An 18894-nucleotide genomic window follows, 5' to 3' on the forward strand; every position below is an offset into this window, starting at 1 on the left:
TAACTACAATAGATTAAGTTCTTTATAACCAATTCGCCGCTTTGAAGGATATCACCCTTCACGGCTGCGAACTCTGCATACAATTAGAAACAGCTGCGCTGAAGACGTCAGCTGTTTCTAACTATTATGAATCAACTAAATTTTATTCTGATTTTGAACAGTTTATCTAAATCATTCTCCAGTATATGTTGCATATGGGATGTAAATTTTATTGCTGATATCTGGTGAAATAGTGTAGCTGTCTGTTCCGTCCATGATGTCTTTGTTATCAACTGTATTCTTAGCTAAAGCTGCGATACATGCTGCCATACCTTCAGCATCCTGTTTGATCGTACCAACCATTTTGCCGGCTTTGATCAAGCTCTTAGCTGCGTCAGTCGCATCTACACCAAATACTGGAATCATTTTTCCTGATCCTGTATTGTATCCAGCATCGTTAAGTGCTGAAACAACGCCTTCTGCCATACCATCGTTGTTGCAGATTGCTAATTCAATCATGTTTCCGTTTGATTCATTGTACTGAGCAAGATTTGTTACCATGTAGTTGTTTGCTGCTGTTGCACTCCAGTTACCATCCTGGTCAACCTGGTAGCCGTCTGTATTTGAGCTGTCAAAGTAAACAAGTGCTGGTTTTCCTGCTTCTGTAAGGACTTTGTTAGCGTCTTCTACAGCGTACTGAGTACGGTAGATTGCTTCAACATTGCCTTCCTGGCCTTTGAACATTGCATAGCTGATTGATCCGTCTTTGTTCAAGTCTACGGTATCGAAATTTTTAACAAGATAGTCGCCGATCAGCTGGCCCTGCATATGTCCTGCTTCAGGAGCATCTGTTCCTACGAATGCGCATTTGTCATAGCTTCCAAGTACATCTCCATCTTCTCCGTCTGGAGCAACTGCACGATTAAAGAAGATAACCGGGATTCCTGCTGTTTCTGCTTTGTCGATAATTGCCTGTGAAGCATCTGCAGATCCTGAAGTAACGATGTTTACAATAAGAGCAGTAACGCCCTGGCTGATTGCAGTATCGATCTGTTCATTCTGAGTTGTCTGGTTTGAGTTTCCGTCATAATCCTGGAATTCGATTCCAGCACCTTCTAATGCTGAATCTAATGCAGTACGTACGCTTGAAATATAAGTATCGCTGTAGCTGTAGTAGAATACACCGATGTTTGCGTCGCTTGTAGATTCTGTTTTGTCTGATGTATCAGAATCTGATGAACTGCCACATGCCACTAATGACATAGCCATTGCTGAAACGAGTAAAACTGATAATACTTTTCTGAATTTTTTCATAATGCTTTTTTCGTATGGTATAAAGTCTATACCACACTTCCCCCTTTTCTTTTTTTGTTTTCAGCCATTCTGATTTCGGCACTATGCCGCAATCCCTGCTGACACAAGAATAATAACATTCTTGTTTTAAAATAGAAATTGGATTTTTTATGAAAAAGGTATGATATTTTGTGATTCATATGATACCAGGGGTCAAAAGGTGCGGAACAATCCGTAGGTAATAGTTACAACTTATTCGTTTTCAATAGGGAAAAGTATTTTCTGGTTGTTTTCATCAAACATATTTTCTCTGGTGATCAGTGTCGTATCGGTAAATATTACCGTTTCCGACTGCTTGTTGTTTTTTATAAGCTTATATGCATTTTCAATCCCGAGATATCCAATAGAGAAGGGATTCTGCAGAATCAGGGCATCTACGCTTCCCCGTTCCAGCATATCCGCCAGAATGACATTGCTGTCAAATCCTACAACCTGTATGTCCTCAAGCATCTCCTTTTCTTCAACAGCATATCCCACACCCAGGGAAGTCCATTCATTGAAGGTGGCGATCACATTGATTTCAGGATGCTCCTCTATCATTCTTTTCGTACCTTTGTTGCCGGAGCTTATATTGGATTCCACATTGATGATGTCGACGATCTCCGCCCTTTTATCCTGCAGCACCTTATTTTTGAATCCTTCTTCCCGCTGGCGTCCGTTGGCAGAATTGATATCAAAGTTCACGATGCCGATTTTAAGCTCCTGCGCCTTATTCGCCAGCACTGCATCAGCAGCCATCTCTCCGGCAGCATAGTTATCCGTGCTGATTTCCAGATCAATATCTTCCGTATTGATTCCGCTGTCGATAATCACGACATGGATGCCGGCCTTCCTCGCTTCCTGTATTGCTTCTAACGATTTGTTTGCATCGATTGCCGAAAAAACGATAGCCTGTGCACGATTCTCCACAGCTTTCATGATCAGATCGTTCTGGGTTGCATAGTCTTCTTCATTTCTGGCACCTTCAAATGTCACTTTCACGCCATATTCCGTTGCTGCTGTGCTCACACCGGAGGCTACTGATTTCCAGAATCTGGATTCCGTCGCTTTTGCCACTACTGCAATATAAGGTTTCTGCTGGACCTGGGTAACCTGCTCGCATCCGCTAAGGACTGCGGAAAGCAGCAGGATGACACTTAATACGATACTTATTTTTTTATTCTGCATCTTCTTCACGCGCATAGTTTCATTCAAGCTACCACACCTTGTCCTTTCCCTCATTTTCAGTAATCTTCGGCAATCTGATCGTGATCGTCGTTCCTTCGTCCTGTTCACTGTCCACATGGAGCCCGTACTTATCTCCGAAATAAATTTTAATCCTGTCATTTACGTTCTTGATTCCAATTCCACTCTTCCCGTCTATATCATGCTTCAGGATATTTTCCACTTTTTCTTCCGGAATTCCTACCCCATTGTCTGACACCCTGAATATGATGTCTTCCTCATCCTGTCCTGCACTTATGACGATTTCTCCCTCATCGACCATCCTGTCTATTCCGTGATAGATTGCGTTTTCGATGATCGGCTGGAGAGTGATTTTATTGCAGCGGTACTGGAGTATGCTTTCATCCACTTCAAACCGGTAGGTGAACTGGTCCTTATAACGGAAGCTCTGGATAATCAGATAGTTCCTGGCATGATTGAGCTCATCCTCTATTGAAATCAGTTCGCGTCCTTTGCTGATGCTGATTCGGAAAAGCTTTGCAAGGGCGCTGACCATTTTGACAGCCTTGTCCATTTCCCCCTGTTCGCACATCCACTGTATCGAATCCAGTGTATTGTAGAGAAAATGGGGATTTATCTGAGCCTGAAGGGCTTTCAGCTCGGTCTTCCTTAAGGTTATCTCCTCCTGTTTGACCTTCTCCATAAGCTCCTGGATGATGATGACCATATGCTCAAAGGAACTGGAAAGGGTGTGGATTTCATAAATCCCATCTACAGACTTGTAACGGTAATTTTCCGCATCCTGCTCGAATTCCTTCATTGCACCCACAAGATCCTTCACCGGCTTCGAGACCATGCGCGCAATCAGCATCATGATGAGTGCTGCCGCAATCAGGCATATGACGGCATTCATGCCGATCAGCCTGTATACATCATTTATCTTCGACTGTATCAGTTCGCTTGTATAGCTGACTCCGATCACTCTCCAGTTACCATCATTGAGGGTCTGTATGGAATAGATGATGCCGCCGCTTTTGTGCACGCCGTCTTCCAGGCTGCCTACCATGCCAAGATCCTCCTCCTTCAGGCCCGCATAGATCAGCTGCTGCTGGGGATGGTATATGATATCGCCATTGCTGTCTATTACATAGCAGTAGCCCTGCTGCCCTATGCCCACATTGTCTACGTACGCAGCGATGGATGAGAATTTGATGTCCATGGCAAGATAGACTTCACCTTCATAAAGGTCTGTCTTCACCTTCTGCGCAACCGTAACGACCCACGGATAGCGGTTTACGAAAAGATTCTGTACATGGGGCGCAATTACACAATAATCGTTTTGAGCAAACAGCCCTCCGTCAAACGAAAGATTGCTTCTGATGTTCTCCTTCAACACTTCCCCTTTCGAACCGTAGCTGAGAATATTTCCCTCTCTGTCATACAGCATGATTGCCACAACCTCGCTTCTCATGGAGGTCATCATTTCAAAGAAATCCCTTGTCTCCTCCCAGTTCTGGCATTCTTCCACTTTGTTGCTGACCAGCTGCAGATTCTCCTTTATCCCGTCCGAATAATTTTCAATGGTGGTCGCCGCCTGGGAAACCGCCTGCTCCGAGTTCATGGTAACCGCCTCATAAAGAGAATCGCTGTAGATAGACACAAAAAAAACCGTGCAGATTCCCAGCAGTATGACCGCCTGGAGGCTGATCAGGACAATCAGCAGCAGAGACAGGGATATGGATTCCTTCTGTTTTCTTTTGATTTTGCCCATCATCATTTCCTTTCCATTTCCCTCATTTTATTCGGAGACATGCCATAATATTTCTTGAAGCAATAGCTGAAATAATGCTGGTCGCTGTAACCGCATTTATTTGAGATTTCCATGATTTTCATGGCCGTGCACATCAGGTAGGTCTTTGCCTCGATCATCCGCCGTTCAGTAAGAAGATTACTGAAGGTCTCTCCCCTGACTTTCTTCATAAGCGCACTCAGATAGGTCGAACTGATATGAAGCCTCTCGCTTATGGAAACCAGGGTCAGACTCTCATCATGGTATTCCTCATTGATGATCTGAATTGCCTGGTCGCAGATTATCTCAGAATTCAGTTTCCTCTGGCTCGCAATCACCTCTCTTGCGCGCTGACAGAAGCTCATGATTTCTTCACGCATTTTTTCATAGGAATAATTCACAAACAGATTTTCCGGAAACGGAAAGCTTTTCAGAATTGATATTGTAGCTTCCTCATCTGCCACCGAACACACTGCATCGTATACCGTTGACATCATCTGAATCAGCAGGAAATTAATGTTTGCTTTTGCTGATTTTCTGTTGCCGGACTCTTCAAATACCTGAAGCAGAAATCTCTCCAGTGCCTCCCTGTCTCCCGTCTTCAGGAGACGCTCCAGTTCGGATGTCGTGCTGCTGATATACTGATGCTCGTGTGCATTCACCTTTTCTATATCTGATATGAAATACGCTTCATTTGTTTCCCCCTGGGAATATATGCAGGCAGAAACCGCCTCATAGTAGGCTGGATTGCACTGCAGCAGCTTCTCCATCTCACAGCTGATACCGATTATGCAGCCGCTGTTCAGGACCCTCTGGGCATTCTGTATGATTTCCTTTGTGAAAATCAGGACATACTTCCCAAGCTCCCTCTCATTTGCAGATACAAGGGATACGATTTTTCCTTTTGAATAGAAGCTTCCAAAGCACACATATTTAGAAAGGATTGTATTGATGAAATTGACATACTCCGGTCTGGTGCAGTTTTCCTTTTCCGAATCAAAAAACTGCGTTACCAGAACCATGTAATGAAAATGATCGTTCTCGGATTTTTTCAGCCTGTAAAGGATTGCCTGGTTTTCAAGGGCGCCTTCTATATCGGCTTCATTCTCATCCGGGCTGATTTCAACATTGTCAAGCAGCAAAGACATCAGGAACGGTGCCGTTCCCGGGTGCTGTTTTCCATTCTGGTCTGCAGGCTCTTCCTGCTCTTTCAGCTGTCTGACTTTTGCATCCATTTTCTCCCTGATGACGGTCAGCTCTTTTGTCAGCTCCTCCGCCGAAATAGGCTTTAAAAGATAGCTGATGATATTATACTGTATTGCCTGCTGTGCATACTTGAAATCATCATAGCCGCTCAGAAAGGCAATATTCATCGCCGGCCTGATTTCACGCGCCTGTCTCGCAAGTTCAATGCCCGATACAAAGGGCATTTTTATATCCGTCAGCAGAAGGTCCGGCTCCAGCTTTTCGACAAGCTCCAGTGCCTCAATCCCATTTTCCGCTTCGCCGACAATTTCAAAACCGATGGCTTTCCAATCTATCTTTTTTACAATAGCCGTACGTAATTCCACTTCATCATCTGCAATAACAACTGTGTACATAAACCTCTCCTTCGCCACTATATCAAAAAAAAAAGAAGCTGTTCAGGATTATCAATGCAAAATACCTGGACAGCCTCTGACGGGAATCTTCAGGTTCCCCTTATTTACTTAGTTTCATGTGACTATTCAGCACTGCGTCCCTCATATGATCTGGCTGCATTTTCATTGAATGCATCCTCACCTTCATAAGTGTCCTCATCGGTCTCCCTGGTTTTATCTGCATCCACATATCCGTCTGATTCACCCTGATCATACAGGTCGGAAGCATCAAATCCGCCGTCCATATCTTCCCCGTAATTCTCAGCATCTGAATCTGCGGCTCCCTCTTCCATTTCTTCGCCGCTGATGTATTCCTCATCTTCCTCAAAAATCTCTTCACCGCTGAACGCATTGCCTCCAATTACCGTATAGGCAGCCGCCGCTATTCTTTTGACCTTTCTTCTCTTTTTAGACGGAATGATAAAGCTGATAGCCTCATGGTTATTCTCGATTATCAGATTGTTATGTTCCCCTCCGAATTCCCCATCCAGGGTCCAGGAGATCCAGTCAGATGACAGAATCTTCAGTTTGCTGGTTTTAAACGAAAGCATATATTCGGTATTCACCTCTTCAAGGAGAAGGGCCGCAATTATTTCCTGCAGTTCAAACGCAGTCTTCGGTCTTTTGATCAGAGTGACCTCGAAAAGTCCATCATTGAGCAGCACGTTGGGATCCGTCAGGTTCTTGAATCCTCCCACTGAAATCGAATTCGTTATCATGCCATAGATAAACTCATCTTCAATAATGACTCCGTCATGTTCCACATGCATCCAGTAGGATTTTACAGTCGCAAGTCTCTTCATGCCTTCCAGAACATAGGCAAGATGACCCAGCACATTCTTCATCTCCTGCTTCGTCTGATAGGAAACATCCGTAAATATACCGAAAGCTGCTATATAAACAAAGGAATTGCCGTTGAACATTCCGATATCGCAGGGGAAAGGCTGTCCGTCCACCACGGTCTGCGCAGCCTTGATTATATTCTTTGATATCTTCAGGCTGTTTGCAAAATCATTCGTGCTGCCTGTCGGCAGGTATCCGATCGGAATCTTCTTCTGGCACATCATCATCCCGCTGACCACCTCATCAAGGGTTCCATCTCCTCCGCTGCATACCAGCAAGTCATAGGATGCCGACTTCTCTTTCACTACATTCAGCGCATCCAGATGCGCCTGGGTCGGATATATGGTTATTTCATATCCTCCCTTTGTGAATATATCTAAAATCTCCGCAAGCTTGTTCTTAATCTGGCCTTTGCCGGCTTTTGGGTTATAAATGAAAAGCATTTTTTTGCTCACAGACACCATCTCCCTCCAAAATTAAATCCTGATACTATATTTTAACCTTATTTCTCCAATCTGGCAATAAGCAAGTATGGGCTTTCTGCTACTGCTGTGCGGCCACTGCTACTGTTTACCCTGTGAGGAGTAACCTGCCATTGCCCTCTGTTTTGAAATAAAGAGCGCAAGCGAAAATATTGCAACTGCAAATCCCGCCTCGACTGCGTAACAAGTCAGAATTCCCTGCATCGTATCAAGAGTGTATGTCTCCAGCAGATCGATTTCATTATTGGCCTTAATGTACCAGTAAGCAGGCGTAAATGAGGCCAGCAGCTTTATGGAATCTCCCAGCAGAAACTGAGGGACAAATGCGCCTCCCAGGAAGCACATTCCCAGGGAAATCGTATTCGCTGCTGCATTCTGCGCAGCTTTTGATTTGACGACCAGTACCACAAGCATGCTGATGCTCAGCGTTGCAATGGTAAAAATGAACAGATTCAGGCACATGAAAATTCCCGCCGTCGAAAATATCTTCCTGCCGAATATCACAAATCCGACAAGAATATTCAAGGCAAAAACAGCAAACGCGAAGATCAGGTTCGCCCCGGCCAGAATAACATTCATTTTTGTTGTCCGAATAGGGCTGCACTGTATTCTGCGCTTAAGGTCCTTCTGGTAAAAGGAACCCATGACGATGCAGACCCCTATGATGATCACACTAAGGGTCGAATATGCAGCCATGTTAAAATAGTAGGACATGCTGTAGCCATGATTCTCTGATGTGTCCCCGCTGCCAAGACTCACTGCAGCCTCTTTTTCTATGTCCTCTTTTACATATTCCTGGATTTTATCCGGAGCCATGTCTCCTGCAAGTTCCTGGTAAACACGCCACGTATTCAGGTATCTGTTGACCATGGAGTCCACATAAACGCTGCCGAAAGACTGTCCGATTGCTGTCTTTTCAAGAGACAGTTCCCCATCCCTTCCGAAATTCTCACTGAATCCTTCCGGAATTCTCAGCACATATTCCGTTACCCTAAAAAAAAGCGCATCCTGAATCATTTCCCTGTCGTTTTTGACCTCTGCCGAAACGGAATGTTCCTGCAGGTATGCAATCAGCCCTGCGGTCATGGCATGGTCACCGTCCTCATTTATGATTGTCAGAGCTGTCTTCGTTTCCTCAAATCCGGTCGTTTCATCTGACTGATTTCCCAATGTGCTGAATATCACAACTACCAGGAATACCAGCATATATATGGCGATTCCGACTATATTCTTTCTGAGCACCTTGAAATATGCACTAAATACTTTCATACTGCTGCCTCCTTATTACCAGAAAAGTTACAGTCAGAAATATCAGAGTCATGATTCCCAATGCTGCCATATTCTGCCAGTACCTCCCGTTGGTGTCATAATAGTATAGAGAATAATAGGCATCCGTCAGCCTGTTCACAGGATTTATTTTGGCTATCACAGGCATATTCGCCTGCACCCTGTATTTCATCTGGACATCCATCATGCCGGCCAGATAGCAGCCAAGCATCACCAGTGCCGAACATATGCCCGTCTTCAGATTTTCGCCGGCCCTGAGCACTGCTCCCACTGCAGTTCCAAATGAAATGCCCGTTATGACGCCGGCAATGTTTGTCAACATGGTCAGAAGATAGTCCTTTCCAAAATCAACCCTGAGTACCAGTGCGAGAAACAGAAATACCAGCGCAATGATTGCCGTCTGTATGACAGCCAGGGCAGCTGCAGATCCCAGGAAAACCTTCAGCTTCGGTGCCGGTACGATATTGAGCCTTGCCGCCAGCGGAGACTGGTTTGCCTGTATCCCTGTTATTTCGGCTACTCCTGCCATGGAAGCAAACATGCAGGACATGGCCAGAAGCGTATAAAAATAGTTCACCACTATATTGGGCGATTCTTCGGATACCTTGATTTCCTTCACGTATTCCCTTGTCTGCAGCGCCTCTTCAAGCTGATCCGGCGTGATTTTGCCAGCTGTGGCTTCCATCAGGTTTTCCACCGTCGACATCTTCTGTTTGAAATAATCCAGAAAGGATTTTATGATTGTCGCACCATAGCCGCTCTTATTGACCACGAGCCCTATGTCCTCTCCGAGCAGGATGTATCCGCTTATCTTTCCCTCCGACAGCAGTTTTTCAGCTTCCTCCTCGTTTTCCGCCTTCGTCACGTTAAACAGGATATCTCCGCTGCCTTCATCCGTCCTTTCATCATCCATCCCGGAGACGCTTTCCAGGGCCCCTAAAAAGGCCTCTTCATTTTCATATTGTCCCGTATCGACCAGCCCTACAGGAACGGTCTCAAACCCTTCCCCCTCCAATATGTTCGTAAACGTGAAGTAGAACAGGGTTCCAAGCAACATAGGGAACAGGAGGCTCCAGAACATCGTCTCTTTGGACCTCAGCAGAGCCTTGCTTCTGTAAAAGAATATGGTTTTAAACATTGTCCCTTAGCTCCTTTCCCGTTATCTCAAGAAATACATCATTCAGGGTCGGCAGCTCTGAGTAGAGCTTTCCAAATGCAATATTGTGGTCTTCCAGGTAATGCAGCACTGCCCCCAGGTTGTTCCTTCCTTTTTTCGACTTGACAACGAGGGTGTTCCCCGACAGTTCCACTTTGCTGATATTCGGAAGCGCCCTGATTCCTTCAACAGCCTCCCTGCTTATGCCAGGTACATCAACTGTAATCTTCTCGCCCAGCCCGATCATGGATTTCAGTTCCTCATTTGTGCCCGAAGAAATCACCTTTCCCCTGTCCATGATTGCGATCCTTGTGCAGATCTGGTCTACCTCCTCCATGTAATGGGACGTATACAGTATGGTCGCTCCCTGCTTATTGAGCTTTACGATTCCTTCGAGGATGTTGTTCCTGCTCTGGGGATCCACGGCAACCGTAGGCTCGTCAAGGATTACCAGTTTTGGCTTATGGGCAATGCCGCATGCGATGTTTAGCCTCCTCAGAAGGCCTCCGCTCAGCTTGTGCGGATAGAATTTTCTGAATTCCCCAAGCCCGGCAAACGCTATGGCCTCTTCCACCATCTCCTGCCTCTTCTTTTTATCCGGCACGTACAGCGAGCAGAAATAATCGATATTCTCATACACGGTAAGTTCATTGAATACGGCAACATTCTGCATCACGATTCCAATGTCCTGCTTGATGTCATATGCGACGGGGCTCATCTTTTTGTCAAATACCTGAATTTCTCCCTTGTCATATTTCAAAAGGGACAGTATGCAGTTTATGGCTGTCGTTTTTCCCGAGCCGTTCGGGCCGAGCAATCCTAATATTTCACCCTCCCTGAGTTCCATATTGAAATGGTCAAGCGCGATCAGTTCCCCGTATCTCTTAACAAGATTTTCCACCTTTATTACCATAATGTCCTCCTCTTTCCTGCCTTCAATCAGCTTCATTGCCTATCTGCAATTTGATTTCCGATAACCTGCTCCTTACTTTCATGCTTTCATTGTAGTCCATTCTAACGTTTACCGGAAGTGATATTCGTCCTGATTACTATGACAAATGTCATCTTTTTTTCTGTTGTTCATACCGCATATTATTATATGGTATAATGTGACTATTCAGGACTAAGCGGGACAGGGCTTCTGAACAGTTACGATATAATAACGAAAACGCATTGCAGTTCCAGTATTTTCTCCAAACCATACGAAAGAGGTAACAACCGATGACAGGACTTCTTGACAAAATGATTCTGCTCTTATTCTGCAGCGTGTTCGCGGCGGGCAATTCAGAAGGCATTGCCCTGATTTTCCCCCTGATAACCGCTTTGACCATAACCTCGCTTGCTGGATTTTTCAACAGCAGCAGAACGAATCTGGCATTTTTTCTTGCCTATTTTGTGCTGTGCCTGTTCTTCCCCTCCTTCCTGTATTTTGCACCGCTTGTGTGCTACGACATCTTCATGGAGAGGTTTCAGCCTGCCGCTTTTCTTCTCATCATTCCGTTTGCGGGAGGCTGCATAGCCGGTATTGGAAAATCCATTCTGCCTGCCGCCCTTCTTACCGCTGTATCCTTCCTTCTGAAAAACAGGGCTATAAGGCTCTCGCTTCTCCTGAAGGACTACATCCGGCTCCGCGACGAGGCCAAGGAATTCTCCAATTCCCTTGAGCACAAAAACAAGGAGCTTCTGGAAAAGCAGGACTACGAAGCAAACCTGGCCGCACTGAACGAAAGAAACAGGATAGCAGGAGAAATTCATGACAATGTCGGCCATCTCCTGTCCAGTTCAATACTCCAGATCGGTGCGCTGATCATTACAACGAAAGACCCTGAAATGAAGGAGAGTCTCTGCCAGATAAAGGACACCTTATCCACAGGAATGAACAGCATCCGGAACAGTATCCACAACATCCATGACGAATCCATCGATTTGTACACAAGCCTCAGGGGGCTGGACGGAGAATTCATCTTCTGCAAGGCGGTACTTGAATATGATGTCAGCCTCGACCTTTACGGGAAGGCCCGGTATGCGGTACTCTTCATTGTCAAAGAAGCACTGAACAATGTCATGAAACACTCGGATGCTACCGAGGTGAGAATATCCCTTATGGAGCACCCCGGTTTTTATCAGCTGGTCATCGCAGACAATGGCCGCCCCATAAATGGCTCCGTATATTCAGGACAGGGCATGGGCCTCAACAACATCACAAAACGCATAGATGCCCTGGATGGCTGCGTTAATATCAATACCCAGAACGGCTTTAAAATATTCATATCACTTCCAAAGGAGAATCCGAACATTGAAGATCATAATTATAGATGACGACAGGCTGGTCTGCCAGGCACTCAGGACCATTCTGGAAAGCGACCCTGAAATCGAAGTTCCGGCAATGGGATATAACGGTACCGACGCTCTAAGCCTGTATGAAATCCACCATCCCGACATTCTGCTGATGGATATCAGAATGGGCGAAATGACAGGAATAGATGCCGGGAGAGAGATACTGAAATCAGATCCTTCTGCCAGAATTCTTTATCTTACAACCTTTGCAGACAACGAGTATATCATCCAGGCTCTCCAGATCGGTGCAAAAGGCTATCTTCTGAAACAGAATTTCGAATGCATACTGCCTTCCATAAAGGCTGTTTCAATGGGACAGAGCGTTTTTGGAAATGAAATCATATCGAAAATACCAACTCTTATGGGAAAACCGGCTGATGTGGACCTTTCCGCATATGGCCTGACAGAAAAGGAAATGGAAATCATAATCCTTATAGCCGAAGGGCTCAGCAACCGGGAAATTGCCGCAAGAAGCTTTCTGAGCGAAGGTACTGTCAGAAACTACATAAGCGTCATGCTCGAAAAACTGCAGCTGCGGGACCGGACCCAGCTGGCTATTTTCTATTACAGGAACAGGCAGACTTTTCTATAAGATGAAAAAAAACGCCTTCGCATCCTAAGATGCGCAGGCGTCTGCAATTCATGTATGTGATTATTTGCTGCTTAAATATTTTTCAATGTTTGAGATTGCTTCCTCTTCATCTGAACCTGCAGCTATTACTGTAACTTCTTCTCCTGCTGCCAGTCCAAGTGTCATCATTCCCATGATGCTTTTTGCATTCACTCTTTTATCTCCACTTTCAACGTGAATATCGCTTTCATACTGGCTTGCTACCTGTACCAATAATGCCACCGGTCTTGCTTCTAATCCTGTTGGAATCTGAATTTTAATAGGTTTCTTAATCATTGCTTATCCTCCTTGTGTTATCCCTTAGCTTATCTGCTAAATTACTTAATTTCCTCAATCTATGATTTACCCCTGATTTTCCAACCTGGGGAGTCAACAGTGCTCCTAATTCTTTTAATGTTGCTTCCGGATGCTCTAACCTGATTTCTGCAATTTCCTCTAAACCTTCCGACAATCCGGACAAACCAATCGTATCCCTGATGTATCTGATATCCTCAATCTGCTTGACTGCTGCTGAGACGGTCTTATTGATGTTTGCCGTTTCGCAGTTTACTTTTCTGTTGACCGAATTCCTCATTTCCTTAAGAATTCTTACATTTTCCAGCTTCATGAGCGAGATATGGGCCTCCATCACATTCAGAATCTCAACGATCTGTGCCCCTTCTTTTATGTAGACGATAAAGTATTTTTTCCGCTGTACGATTTTGGAGTCGATTTGAAAACTATTTATGATTCCCTGGAGCTGTTCCGCCTTGGCTCTTGTCATGCATACGATCTCAAAATGATAAAATTTTTCCGGATCGCTTATGGAACCTGTTGCAAGAAATGCCCCTCTTATAAATGCCCTGCGGCAGCACGCATTCTGTATGATCATATTACTGACAAGCGAAAGGTTTTCTCCTACATCCCGGTTCTCATCAATCAGCTTTACTGCCTGCAGTATCCTGATTGCATCCTCATGTTTCCTTACAGTGATTGTATAGGACCTGCTCTTCTTCAGATATGCGTTTCTTCGGATAGAAATTTCAGTATTAATATTAAATGTTTTTTTAATTAATGTAAAGTACTTTCTCGCCACCGCCACATTTTCTGTATGGATTTTAATACAATATCGTTCTTCTTCCGATATCTGTATTCTTCCGCAAAGGCTGATGATTGCAGCTATCTCTGCTATCTGGCAGTGTCTTCCTTTGCTTATCTGTCTTGATAATTCATCTTTTACATCACCGGAAAAGGACATATGCTCACCTCATGCTTATCTTTTTCTTAAGGAATCCTTTTCGATGTCCCTGTGCTCCACTTTAAGTCCGTAATCCTGACATTTTTTAAGCCTGTCATACAATTTGTTAGCTAAGGTAACGGACCGGTGTTTCCCACCTGTACATCCTATGCTGATCACCAGCTGATTCTTTCCTTCAATTATATAGTTGGGAATCAGAAAATCCACCATATCCTCGAGCTTATCCAGGAATTGAACGGCTTGTTCCGTCTCCATGACGAAATCCTGAACAGCCTTGTCATTTCCTGTCTGAGGTCTGAGTTCATCTATGTAATAGGGATTCGGAAGAAACCTGACATCAAATACCAGATCCGAATCGCTTGGTATTCCATACTTGAATCCGAAAGAGAGCACGGTTACGAACAGATTCCTGTACTTCTGATTATTCACGAATATTTTTTCAAGTTCTGCCTTGAGTTCCCTTGTAAGAAGCGGGCTTGTATCCAATATGTAATCCGCCCTTTTCTTCATGAAGGTAAGTCTTGCCCTCTCAGCCTCAATTCCGCTGTCTACCCTGCCATGCTTTGCCAGGGGATGGCTCCTTCTGGTCTCTTTATATCGCTTTACAAGTACTTCGTCGCTGGCATCCAGATAAAGGACTTCGTACTTGAATCCGGACGCCTTCATGTCATCAAGGACTTTCCCCATTTCTTCCAGGGCGTGCCCGCTTCTGATGTCAATTCCCAAAGCGACCTTCGTCACTTCGCTGCTTGGCATATTGATCAGCTCTGCAAATTTCCCTACAAACTGTACCGGAAGGTTGTCCACGCAGAAATATCCCATATCTTCCAGCATTCTGAGTGCGGTACTTTTCCCGGCTCCTGACATTCCTGTTACGATAACAAATCTCATTTAATGATACACATCCTTTCAAGCACCTTGAAAACTGAAACTTTACTTGTCTTCCTGAAAATTCCCAAGCAGCTTTACTTCTGCCTTTAACTCTATTCCCGTCTGGGATTTCACTTCTTTTTTAATGTATTTGATAAGCTGGATGACATCTTTTGCCGTCGCACCGCCTTTGTTTATGACAAATCCACAGTGCTTTTCTGAAACCTGCGCTCCGCCAATGCTGAATCCCCTCAGGCCGGCATCCATAATGAGCTTGCCTGCAAAATGCCCCTCAGGCCTCTTGAAGGTGCTGCCTGCGCTCGGGAACTGTATCGGCTGCTTGGTTTCCCTCATCTGCCTGAGTTCCTTCATTCTGTCAAGAATCTGCTGCCTGTCCCCATGCCGGAGTTTCATCGTTGCTTCAAGCACGATGTAGTTCTTTTTTTCAACAAGGCTTGACCGGTATGCAAATTCCATTTCCTCACCGGAGAGTTCGATCATGTCGCCTTCCAGGGTCAGAAGTTTTGCCGAAATGACCACATCCTTCATTTCACCATCATAGGCGCCCGCATTCATGACCAGCGCTCCGCCGACGGTTCCCGGTATTCCTGCTGCAAATTCAAGCCCTGTAAGGCTGTTCTCTGCTGCCTTTGCTGCAATTTCCGAAAGCAGGGCTCCCGCCTGTGCTCTCATCGTTACGCCATCCAATTCAATCTGTCTCATGTTCCTGTATATCTGTATGATGACACCGCGATAGCCTTCATCACTTACCAGAAGATTGCTTCCCCTTCCAAGTACGTAGTAATCTGTCCCGGTTTTTCTGCACAATTCAATAATACGGCTTATTTCTTCCGCGCTGTTGGGCATTACGTAGTAATCGGCATTTCCCCCTACTTTGAAGGTTGTATGCATCTTCATGGATTCGTCAAGTTTTACACAATCACTGCCCACAATTTCGCACAGCTGTCCGTATAGGTCTTTGTTCATGCTGATTCTCCATTTAAATATAATTTATGGTACCTTTTCCGAGTTACCATCCTGTATGGTATCTTTATGCTGCTTATACATGCTTTTCCTATCATACAATAATAACGTTCTTAATTCAATCCTAAAATTGCCGTCTCTTTTTCCTGAAAAGCGGCTTTTCGTGGACAAAATGCATAACCGGAGAAACGCTCCTGATGGGTTTCTCCGGTTAACGGCATCACTTATTTTACAGGCCCCTTGCTTTATTTGTGCAGGCCTTCATAGCTTCAATCACACTGCTGCGGAAGCCTTCTTTCTCCAATACCCGTACAGCCTCAATCGTGGTTCCGCCCGGTGAGCAGACCATATCTTTGAGGGCACCCGGATGCATTCCGGTTTCCATGACCATCTTTGCGCTTCCGTATACTGCCTGTGCTGCAAATTTATACGCCTTGTCTCTTGGCATCCCGTCTGCAACCGCAGCATCGGCCATTGCCTCAATAAACATAAATACGTATGCCGGAGAGCTTCCGCTTACCGAAGTGACAACATCCATAAGGCTTTCCGGCACCACTTCCGCTTTTCCGAATCCCCTTAATATACCGCAGACATACTCAAGCTCTGCATCGTTTACCAGGACATTCTGGCAGACGCCGGTGATTCCCTCCCCTACAAGGGCTGGTGTGTTCGGCATCGTCCTTACTACCTTCACTGCTTTGCCGAACATGTTCCCGATCCATTCCAGAGTCTTACCGGGTGCAATTGTCACAATGATGCGTTTTTCATCTACGACATCCGCAATTTCTTTGATGACTGTTTCATAATACTGGGGTTTAACGGAAAGAACGATCACTTCCGATTTCCGAGCTACTTCTTTATTGCTGCCGGTAGTATGAATTCCAAGCTTGTTCTTTGCAGATTCAAGTGATGGTGCAAACGCATCGGAAGCTATGATCTCATCTGCGCTGAAAATCTCATTCCTGATTATGCCTCCAATCATGGCTGACGCCATATTTCCACATCCAATAAATCCCAACTTCATGAATTCCATCTCCCTATTTGTCTAAAATCAATTTTGCTGCTCCGTAAATTCCTGCATCGTTTCCAAGCATTGCAAGAGCAAATTCCGCATCCTTGCAACCTGCAAAGACTACTTTCTGATAATGTTTCTTAATGAAGTCGAACAGTATCGGACCAGCATTGGAAACGCCGCCTCCTATTACAAAAACTTCCGGATCCGCAACACATGCTACATTTGCAAGGGCTGTTCCAAGGTATTTTCCGAAGATGTCTGCAATTTCAGCTGCAGCTTCATCCCCTGCCTTTACAGCGTCAAATATTGTCTTGGCAGAAACCGCTTGGTCTCTTAATACGGAAGCCTTGTCTGTACCAGCCAGATATTTTTTTGCAACCCTTACAATACCTGTGGCAGAAGAAACCTGTTCGAGACATCCAACGCCGCCGCATCCGCATTTTTCCGTTTCTTCATCATTGATATGCATATGCCCGATTTCACCACCTGCACCGTTCGCTCCGGTAAGAATGCGGCCGTCGACGATGATTCCACCGCCTACACCTGTTCCAAGGGTTACCATTACGATGTTCGCATGCCCCTGTCCGCCACCTTTCCACATTTCTCCAAGTGCTGCAACATTTGCATCATTTCCAACCTTTACAGAGAGTCCTGTAAGCCTGCCGAGCTCCTCTGCAACATTGAAAGTCCCCCATCCAAGATTAACTGCCTTCAGGATAACGCCATCCGCTTTGATCGGCCCTGGAACTCCCATTCCAATTCCGACAACCTGATCCTTCTCTATCTTCTTTTCAGCAAGCTTCGCCTCTACGGATTTTGCAATGTCAGGGAGGATATGTTTCCCGTTGTCGTCTACAATGGTCTTGATTTCCCATTTGTCGAGCACGTCTCCTGCCTCATTAAAAAGTCCGAGTTTCACTGTGGTTCCGCCTACATCGATTCCAAAACAATACTTGTTCATTTGTTTCTGTCCCCTTTTCCATTCTGTTCTGTAATTATTTTTCATGTTTTATATACTGTTGCGGTAACAGGTGTTCTGAACCCTGTTACCCGCGGATCGTTACGCACGTTGCGCTACTCTCCTCTTTTTTTAGCAAGGTTGTTCTGAACCCTGTTATAAAGCTCCTGAGCAGCATTGTAGCCCATCTTTTTCTGTCTGTAATTAACCGCTGCCGATTCAACAATGATTGCAAGATTTCGGCCCGGCCTGATAGGAATGGAATGGCATACGATTTTATTGCCCAAAAATTCCGTGTATTCTTCTTCAAGTCCAAGACGGTCATATTCCTTGTCCCTGTTCCAGTCTTCAAGCTTGATTACAAGATCGATGGACTGGGTCTCCTTAACGCTTTCAACGCCGAACAGGGTCTTTACATCGATGATTCCGATACCTCTGAGTTCGATGAAATGCCTTGTGATATCCGGCGCCGTACCGATAAGCGTGTCATCGCTTACTTTGCGGATCTCAACAACATCATCCGTAACAAGACGGTGTCCGCGCTTGATCAGTTCAAGAGCCGCCTCGCTCTTACCGATACCGCTTTCTCCCATAATAAGCAAACCTTCACCATACACATCGACCAGAACCCCGTGGATTGAAATGCGCGGAGCAAGCTGCACATTCAGCCACCTGATGATTTCAGCCATGAATGATGAGGTTGTCTTCGCTGTCATGAATATCGGGACTTCATAATGATTTGCCAGTTCCAGAAGTTCTTCGTCCGGCTGGAGATTCCTGCTGAATACGATACATGGAATCTTGCTTTCCAGAAGACGTTTATACATTTCCCTTTTACGTTCAGATTCCAAAACCTCCAGATACGTATATTCTACATATCCTATAATCTGAACACGCTCTTCATCAAAATGATCGAAAAATCCTGCCAGCTGAAGCGCAGGCCGATTGATATCAGGGTGGGTAACTTTCCTCTTATTCATATCGATGTCCGGAGTGAGATTGATGAGATTCATTTTTTCCACTATTTTGCTTAATTCTACACTTGGCATATCCATTCTCCTTTATATGATTGACTTTATTTGAAAGACGCAGCTATTCAGGACTACAGCCCTGAACAGCACCCGAAAGACTGACCTTTAAATCCATACTATTCCGCCCATAGGTTTAAC

The 18894-nt window shown here is 45.1% G+C and carries 16 protein-coding genes and 1 pseudogene; 2 read left to right on the top strand and 15 right to left on the bottom strand.

All coding sequences use genetic code 11. The features are described 5' to 3' along the window. Window positions 1-171: 171 nt before the first annotated feature. The 8 genes and pseudogenes from BJR36_RS10330 to BJR36_RS10365 all read right to left on the bottom strand — a co-directional run bounded on the left by BJR36_RS10330 (window position 172) and on the right by BJR36_RS10365 (window position 10642). Window positions 172-1293 (bottom strand): galactose ABC transporter substrate-binding protein, encoded by a 1122-nt coding sequence (locus BJR36_RS10330; RefSeq protein ID WP_091233742.1) that lies wholly within the window; start codon window positions 1291-1293, stop codon window positions 172-174. 231 nt (window positions 1294-1524) lie between these two features. Further along, window positions 1525-2526, bottom strand: coding sequence for a substrate-binding domain-containing protein (locus BJR36_RS10335; RefSeq protein WP_242875527.1), 1002 nt, complete (start codon window positions 2524-2526; stop codon window positions 1525-1527). Between the two features lies 1 nt (window position 2527). After that, window positions 2528-4267, bottom strand: a complete 1740-nt coding sequence (locus tag BJR36_RS10340) for a sensor histidine kinase (protein WP_091233745.1) — start codon at window positions 4265-4267, stop codon at window positions 2528-2530. A gap of 2 nt (window positions 4268-4269) precedes the next feature. After that, entirely contained in the window at window positions 4270-5886 is a 1617-nt protein-coding gene (locus BJR36_RS10345; protein WP_091233746.1) for a response regulator transcription factor, read from the bottom strand. A gap of 446 nt (window positions 5887-6332) precedes the next feature. Then, window positions 6333-7232 (bottom strand): annotated as a pseudogene (locus BJR36_RS10350) (diacylglycerol/lipid kinase family protein); the annotation flags it as partial. 99 nt (window positions 7233-7331) lie between these two features. Further along, window positions 7332-8519, bottom strand: coding sequence for an ABC transporter permease (locus tag BJR36_RS10355; RefSeq protein ID WP_091233752.1), 1188 nt, complete (start codon window positions 8517-8519; stop codon window positions 7332-7334). Next, window positions 8506-9675 carry an ABC transporter permease gene (locus BJR36_RS10360; protein ID WP_091233754.1) on the bottom strand — a complete coding sequence of 390 codons (1170 nt, stop codon included), beginning with the start codon at window positions 9673-9675 and terminating at the stop codon, window positions 8506-8508. Before BJR36_RS10360 ends, BJR36_RS10355 begins: the two co-directional genes overlap by 14 nt. After that, window positions 9668-10642, bottom strand: a complete 975-nt coding sequence (locus tag BJR36_RS10365; protein ID WP_330387886.1) for an ABC transporter ATP-binding protein — start codon at window positions 10640-10642, stop codon at window positions 9668-9670. The genes BJR36_RS10360 and BJR36_RS10365 overlap by 8 nt, the downstream gene beginning before the upstream one ends. 272 nt (window positions 10643-10914) lie before the next feature. On the opposite strand from BJR36_RS10365, the gene BJR36_RS10370 reads away from it, so the two are divergent. Then, on the top strand, window positions 10915-12012 hold the full coding sequence (locus BJR36_RS10370; RefSeq protein WP_091233756.1) for a sensor histidine kinase: 1098 nt from the start codon (window positions 10915-10917) through the stop codon (window positions 12010-12012). Then, the gene (locus BJR36_RS10375) at window positions 11990-12622 is read left to right on the top strand and encodes a response regulator transcription factor (RefSeq protein WP_091233758.1); all 633 of its coding nucleotides are present in this window, start codon (window positions 11990-11992) and stop codon (window positions 12620-12622) included. The genes BJR36_RS10370 and BJR36_RS10375 overlap by 23 nt, the downstream gene beginning before the upstream one ends. A 60-nt stretch (window positions 12623-12682) precedes the next feature. Here BJR36_RS10375 and BJR36_RS10380 read toward each other — a convergent pair whose 3' ends face one another. The 7 genes from BJR36_RS10380 to hprK form a co-directional block, all read right to left on the bottom strand. Next, entirely contained in the window at window positions 12683-12937 is a 255-nt protein-coding gene (locus BJR36_RS10380; RefSeq protein WP_091233760.1) for an HPr family phosphocarrier protein, read from the bottom strand. Then, window positions 12930-13898, bottom strand: a complete 969-nt coding sequence (gene whiA / locus BJR36_RS10385; RefSeq protein WP_091233763.1) for a DNA-binding protein WhiA — start codon at window positions 13896-13898, stop codon at window positions 12930-12932. Before whiA ends, BJR36_RS10380 begins: the two co-directional genes overlap by 8 nt. 15 nt (window positions 13899-13913) lie before the next feature. Beyond that, on the bottom strand, window positions 13914-14789 hold the full coding sequence (rapZ, locus tag BJR36_RS10390; protein ID WP_091233765.1) for an RNase adapter RapZ: 876 nt from the start codon (window positions 14787-14789) through the stop codon (window positions 13914-13916). 42 nt (window positions 14790-14831) lie between these two features. Beyond that, complete coding sequence (murB, locus tag BJR36_RS10395) at window positions 14832-15755, bottom strand: UDP-N-acetylmuramate dehydrogenase (RefSeq protein WP_091233770.1); 924 nt, start codon at window positions 15753-15755, stop codon at window positions 14832-14834. Between the two features lie 226 nt (window positions 15756-15981). Beyond that, window positions 15982-16776, bottom strand: a complete 795-nt coding sequence (gene proC / locus BJR36_RS10400; protein ID WP_207648853.1) for a pyrroline-5-carboxylate reductase — start codon at window positions 16774-16776, stop codon at window positions 15982-15984. Between the two features lie 13 nt (window positions 16777-16789). Beyond that, window positions 16790-17728, bottom strand: coding sequence for an ROK family glucokinase (locus tag BJR36_RS10405; RefSeq protein ID WP_091233776.1), 939 nt, complete (start codon window positions 17726-17728; stop codon window positions 16790-16792). Window positions 17729-17841: 113 nt separating this feature from the next. Beyond that, window positions 17842-18774, bottom strand: a complete 933-nt coding sequence (hprK, locus tag BJR36_RS10410) for an HPr(Ser) kinase/phosphatase (protein ID WP_091233779.1) — start codon at window positions 18772-18774, stop codon at window positions 17842-17844. Window positions 18775-18894 lie beyond the last annotated feature (120 nt).

Source organism: Anaerobium acetethylicum, assembly GCF_900096945.1.
In the GTDB taxonomy this organism is placed as follows: domain Bacteria; phylum Bacillota; class Clostridia; order Lachnospirales; family Lachnospiraceae; genus Anaerobium; species Anaerobium acetethylicum.

What these genes read in the sequence shown, in the direction of transcription:
- hprK (WP_091233779.1), bottom strand. Translation starts at nt 18,774, where the DNA reads ATGCCAAGTGTAGAATTAAGCAAAATAGTGGAAAAAATGAATCTCATC.
- rapZ (WP_091233765.1), bottom strand. Translation starts at nt 14,789, where the DNA reads ATGAGATTTGTTATCGTAACAGGAATGTCAGGAGCCGGGAAAAGTACC.
- BJR36_RS10365 (WP_330387886.1), bottom strand. Translation starts at nt 10,642, where the DNA reads ATGAAGCTGATTGAAGGCAGGAAAGAGGAGGACATTATGGTAATAAAG.
- BJR36_RS10405 (WP_091233776.1), bottom strand. Translation starts at nt 17,728, where the DNA reads ATGAACAAGTATTGTTTTGGAATCGATGTAGGCGGAACCACAGTGAAA.
- BJR36_RS10345 (WP_091233746.1), bottom strand. Translation starts at nt 5,886, where the DNA reads ATGTACACAGTTGTTATTGCAGATGATGAAGTGGAATTACGTACGGCT.
- BJR36_RS10360 (WP_091233754.1), bottom strand. Translation starts at nt 9,675, where the DNA reads ATGTTTAAAACCATATTCTTTTACAGAAGCAAGGCTCTGCTGAGGTCC.
- proC (WP_207648853.1), bottom strand. Translation starts at nt 16,776, where the DNA reads ATGAAGTTGGGATTTATTGGATGTGGAAATATGGCGTCAGCCATGATT.
- murB (WP_091233770.1), bottom strand. Translation starts at nt 15,755, where the DNA reads ATGAACAAAGACCTATACGGACAGCTGTGCGAAATTGTGGGCAGTGAT.
- BJR36_RS10340 (WP_091233745.1), bottom strand. Translation starts at nt 4,267, where the DNA reads ATGGGCAAAATCAAAAGAAAACAGAAGGAATCCATATCCCTGTCTCTG.
- BJR36_RS10380 (WP_091233760.1), bottom strand. Translation starts at nt 12,937, where the DNA reads ATGATTAAGAAACCTATTAAAATTCAGATTCCAACAGGATTAGAAGCA.
- whiA (WP_091233763.1), bottom strand. Translation starts at nt 13,898, where the DNA reads ATGTCCTTTTCCGGTGATGTAAAAGATGAATTATCAAGACAGATAAGC.
- BJR36_RS10370 (WP_091233756.1), top strand. Translation starts at nt 10,915, where the DNA reads ATGACAGGACTTCTTGACAAAATGATTCTGCTCTTATTCTGCAGCGTG.
- BJR36_RS10330 (WP_091233742.1), bottom strand. Translation starts at nt 1,293, where the DNA reads ATGAAAAAATTCAGAAAAGTATTATCAGTTTTACTCGTTTCAGCAATG.
- BJR36_RS10355 (WP_091233752.1), bottom strand. Translation starts at nt 8,519, where the DNA reads ATGAAAGTATTTAGTGCATATTTCAAGGTGCTCAGAAAGAATATAGTC.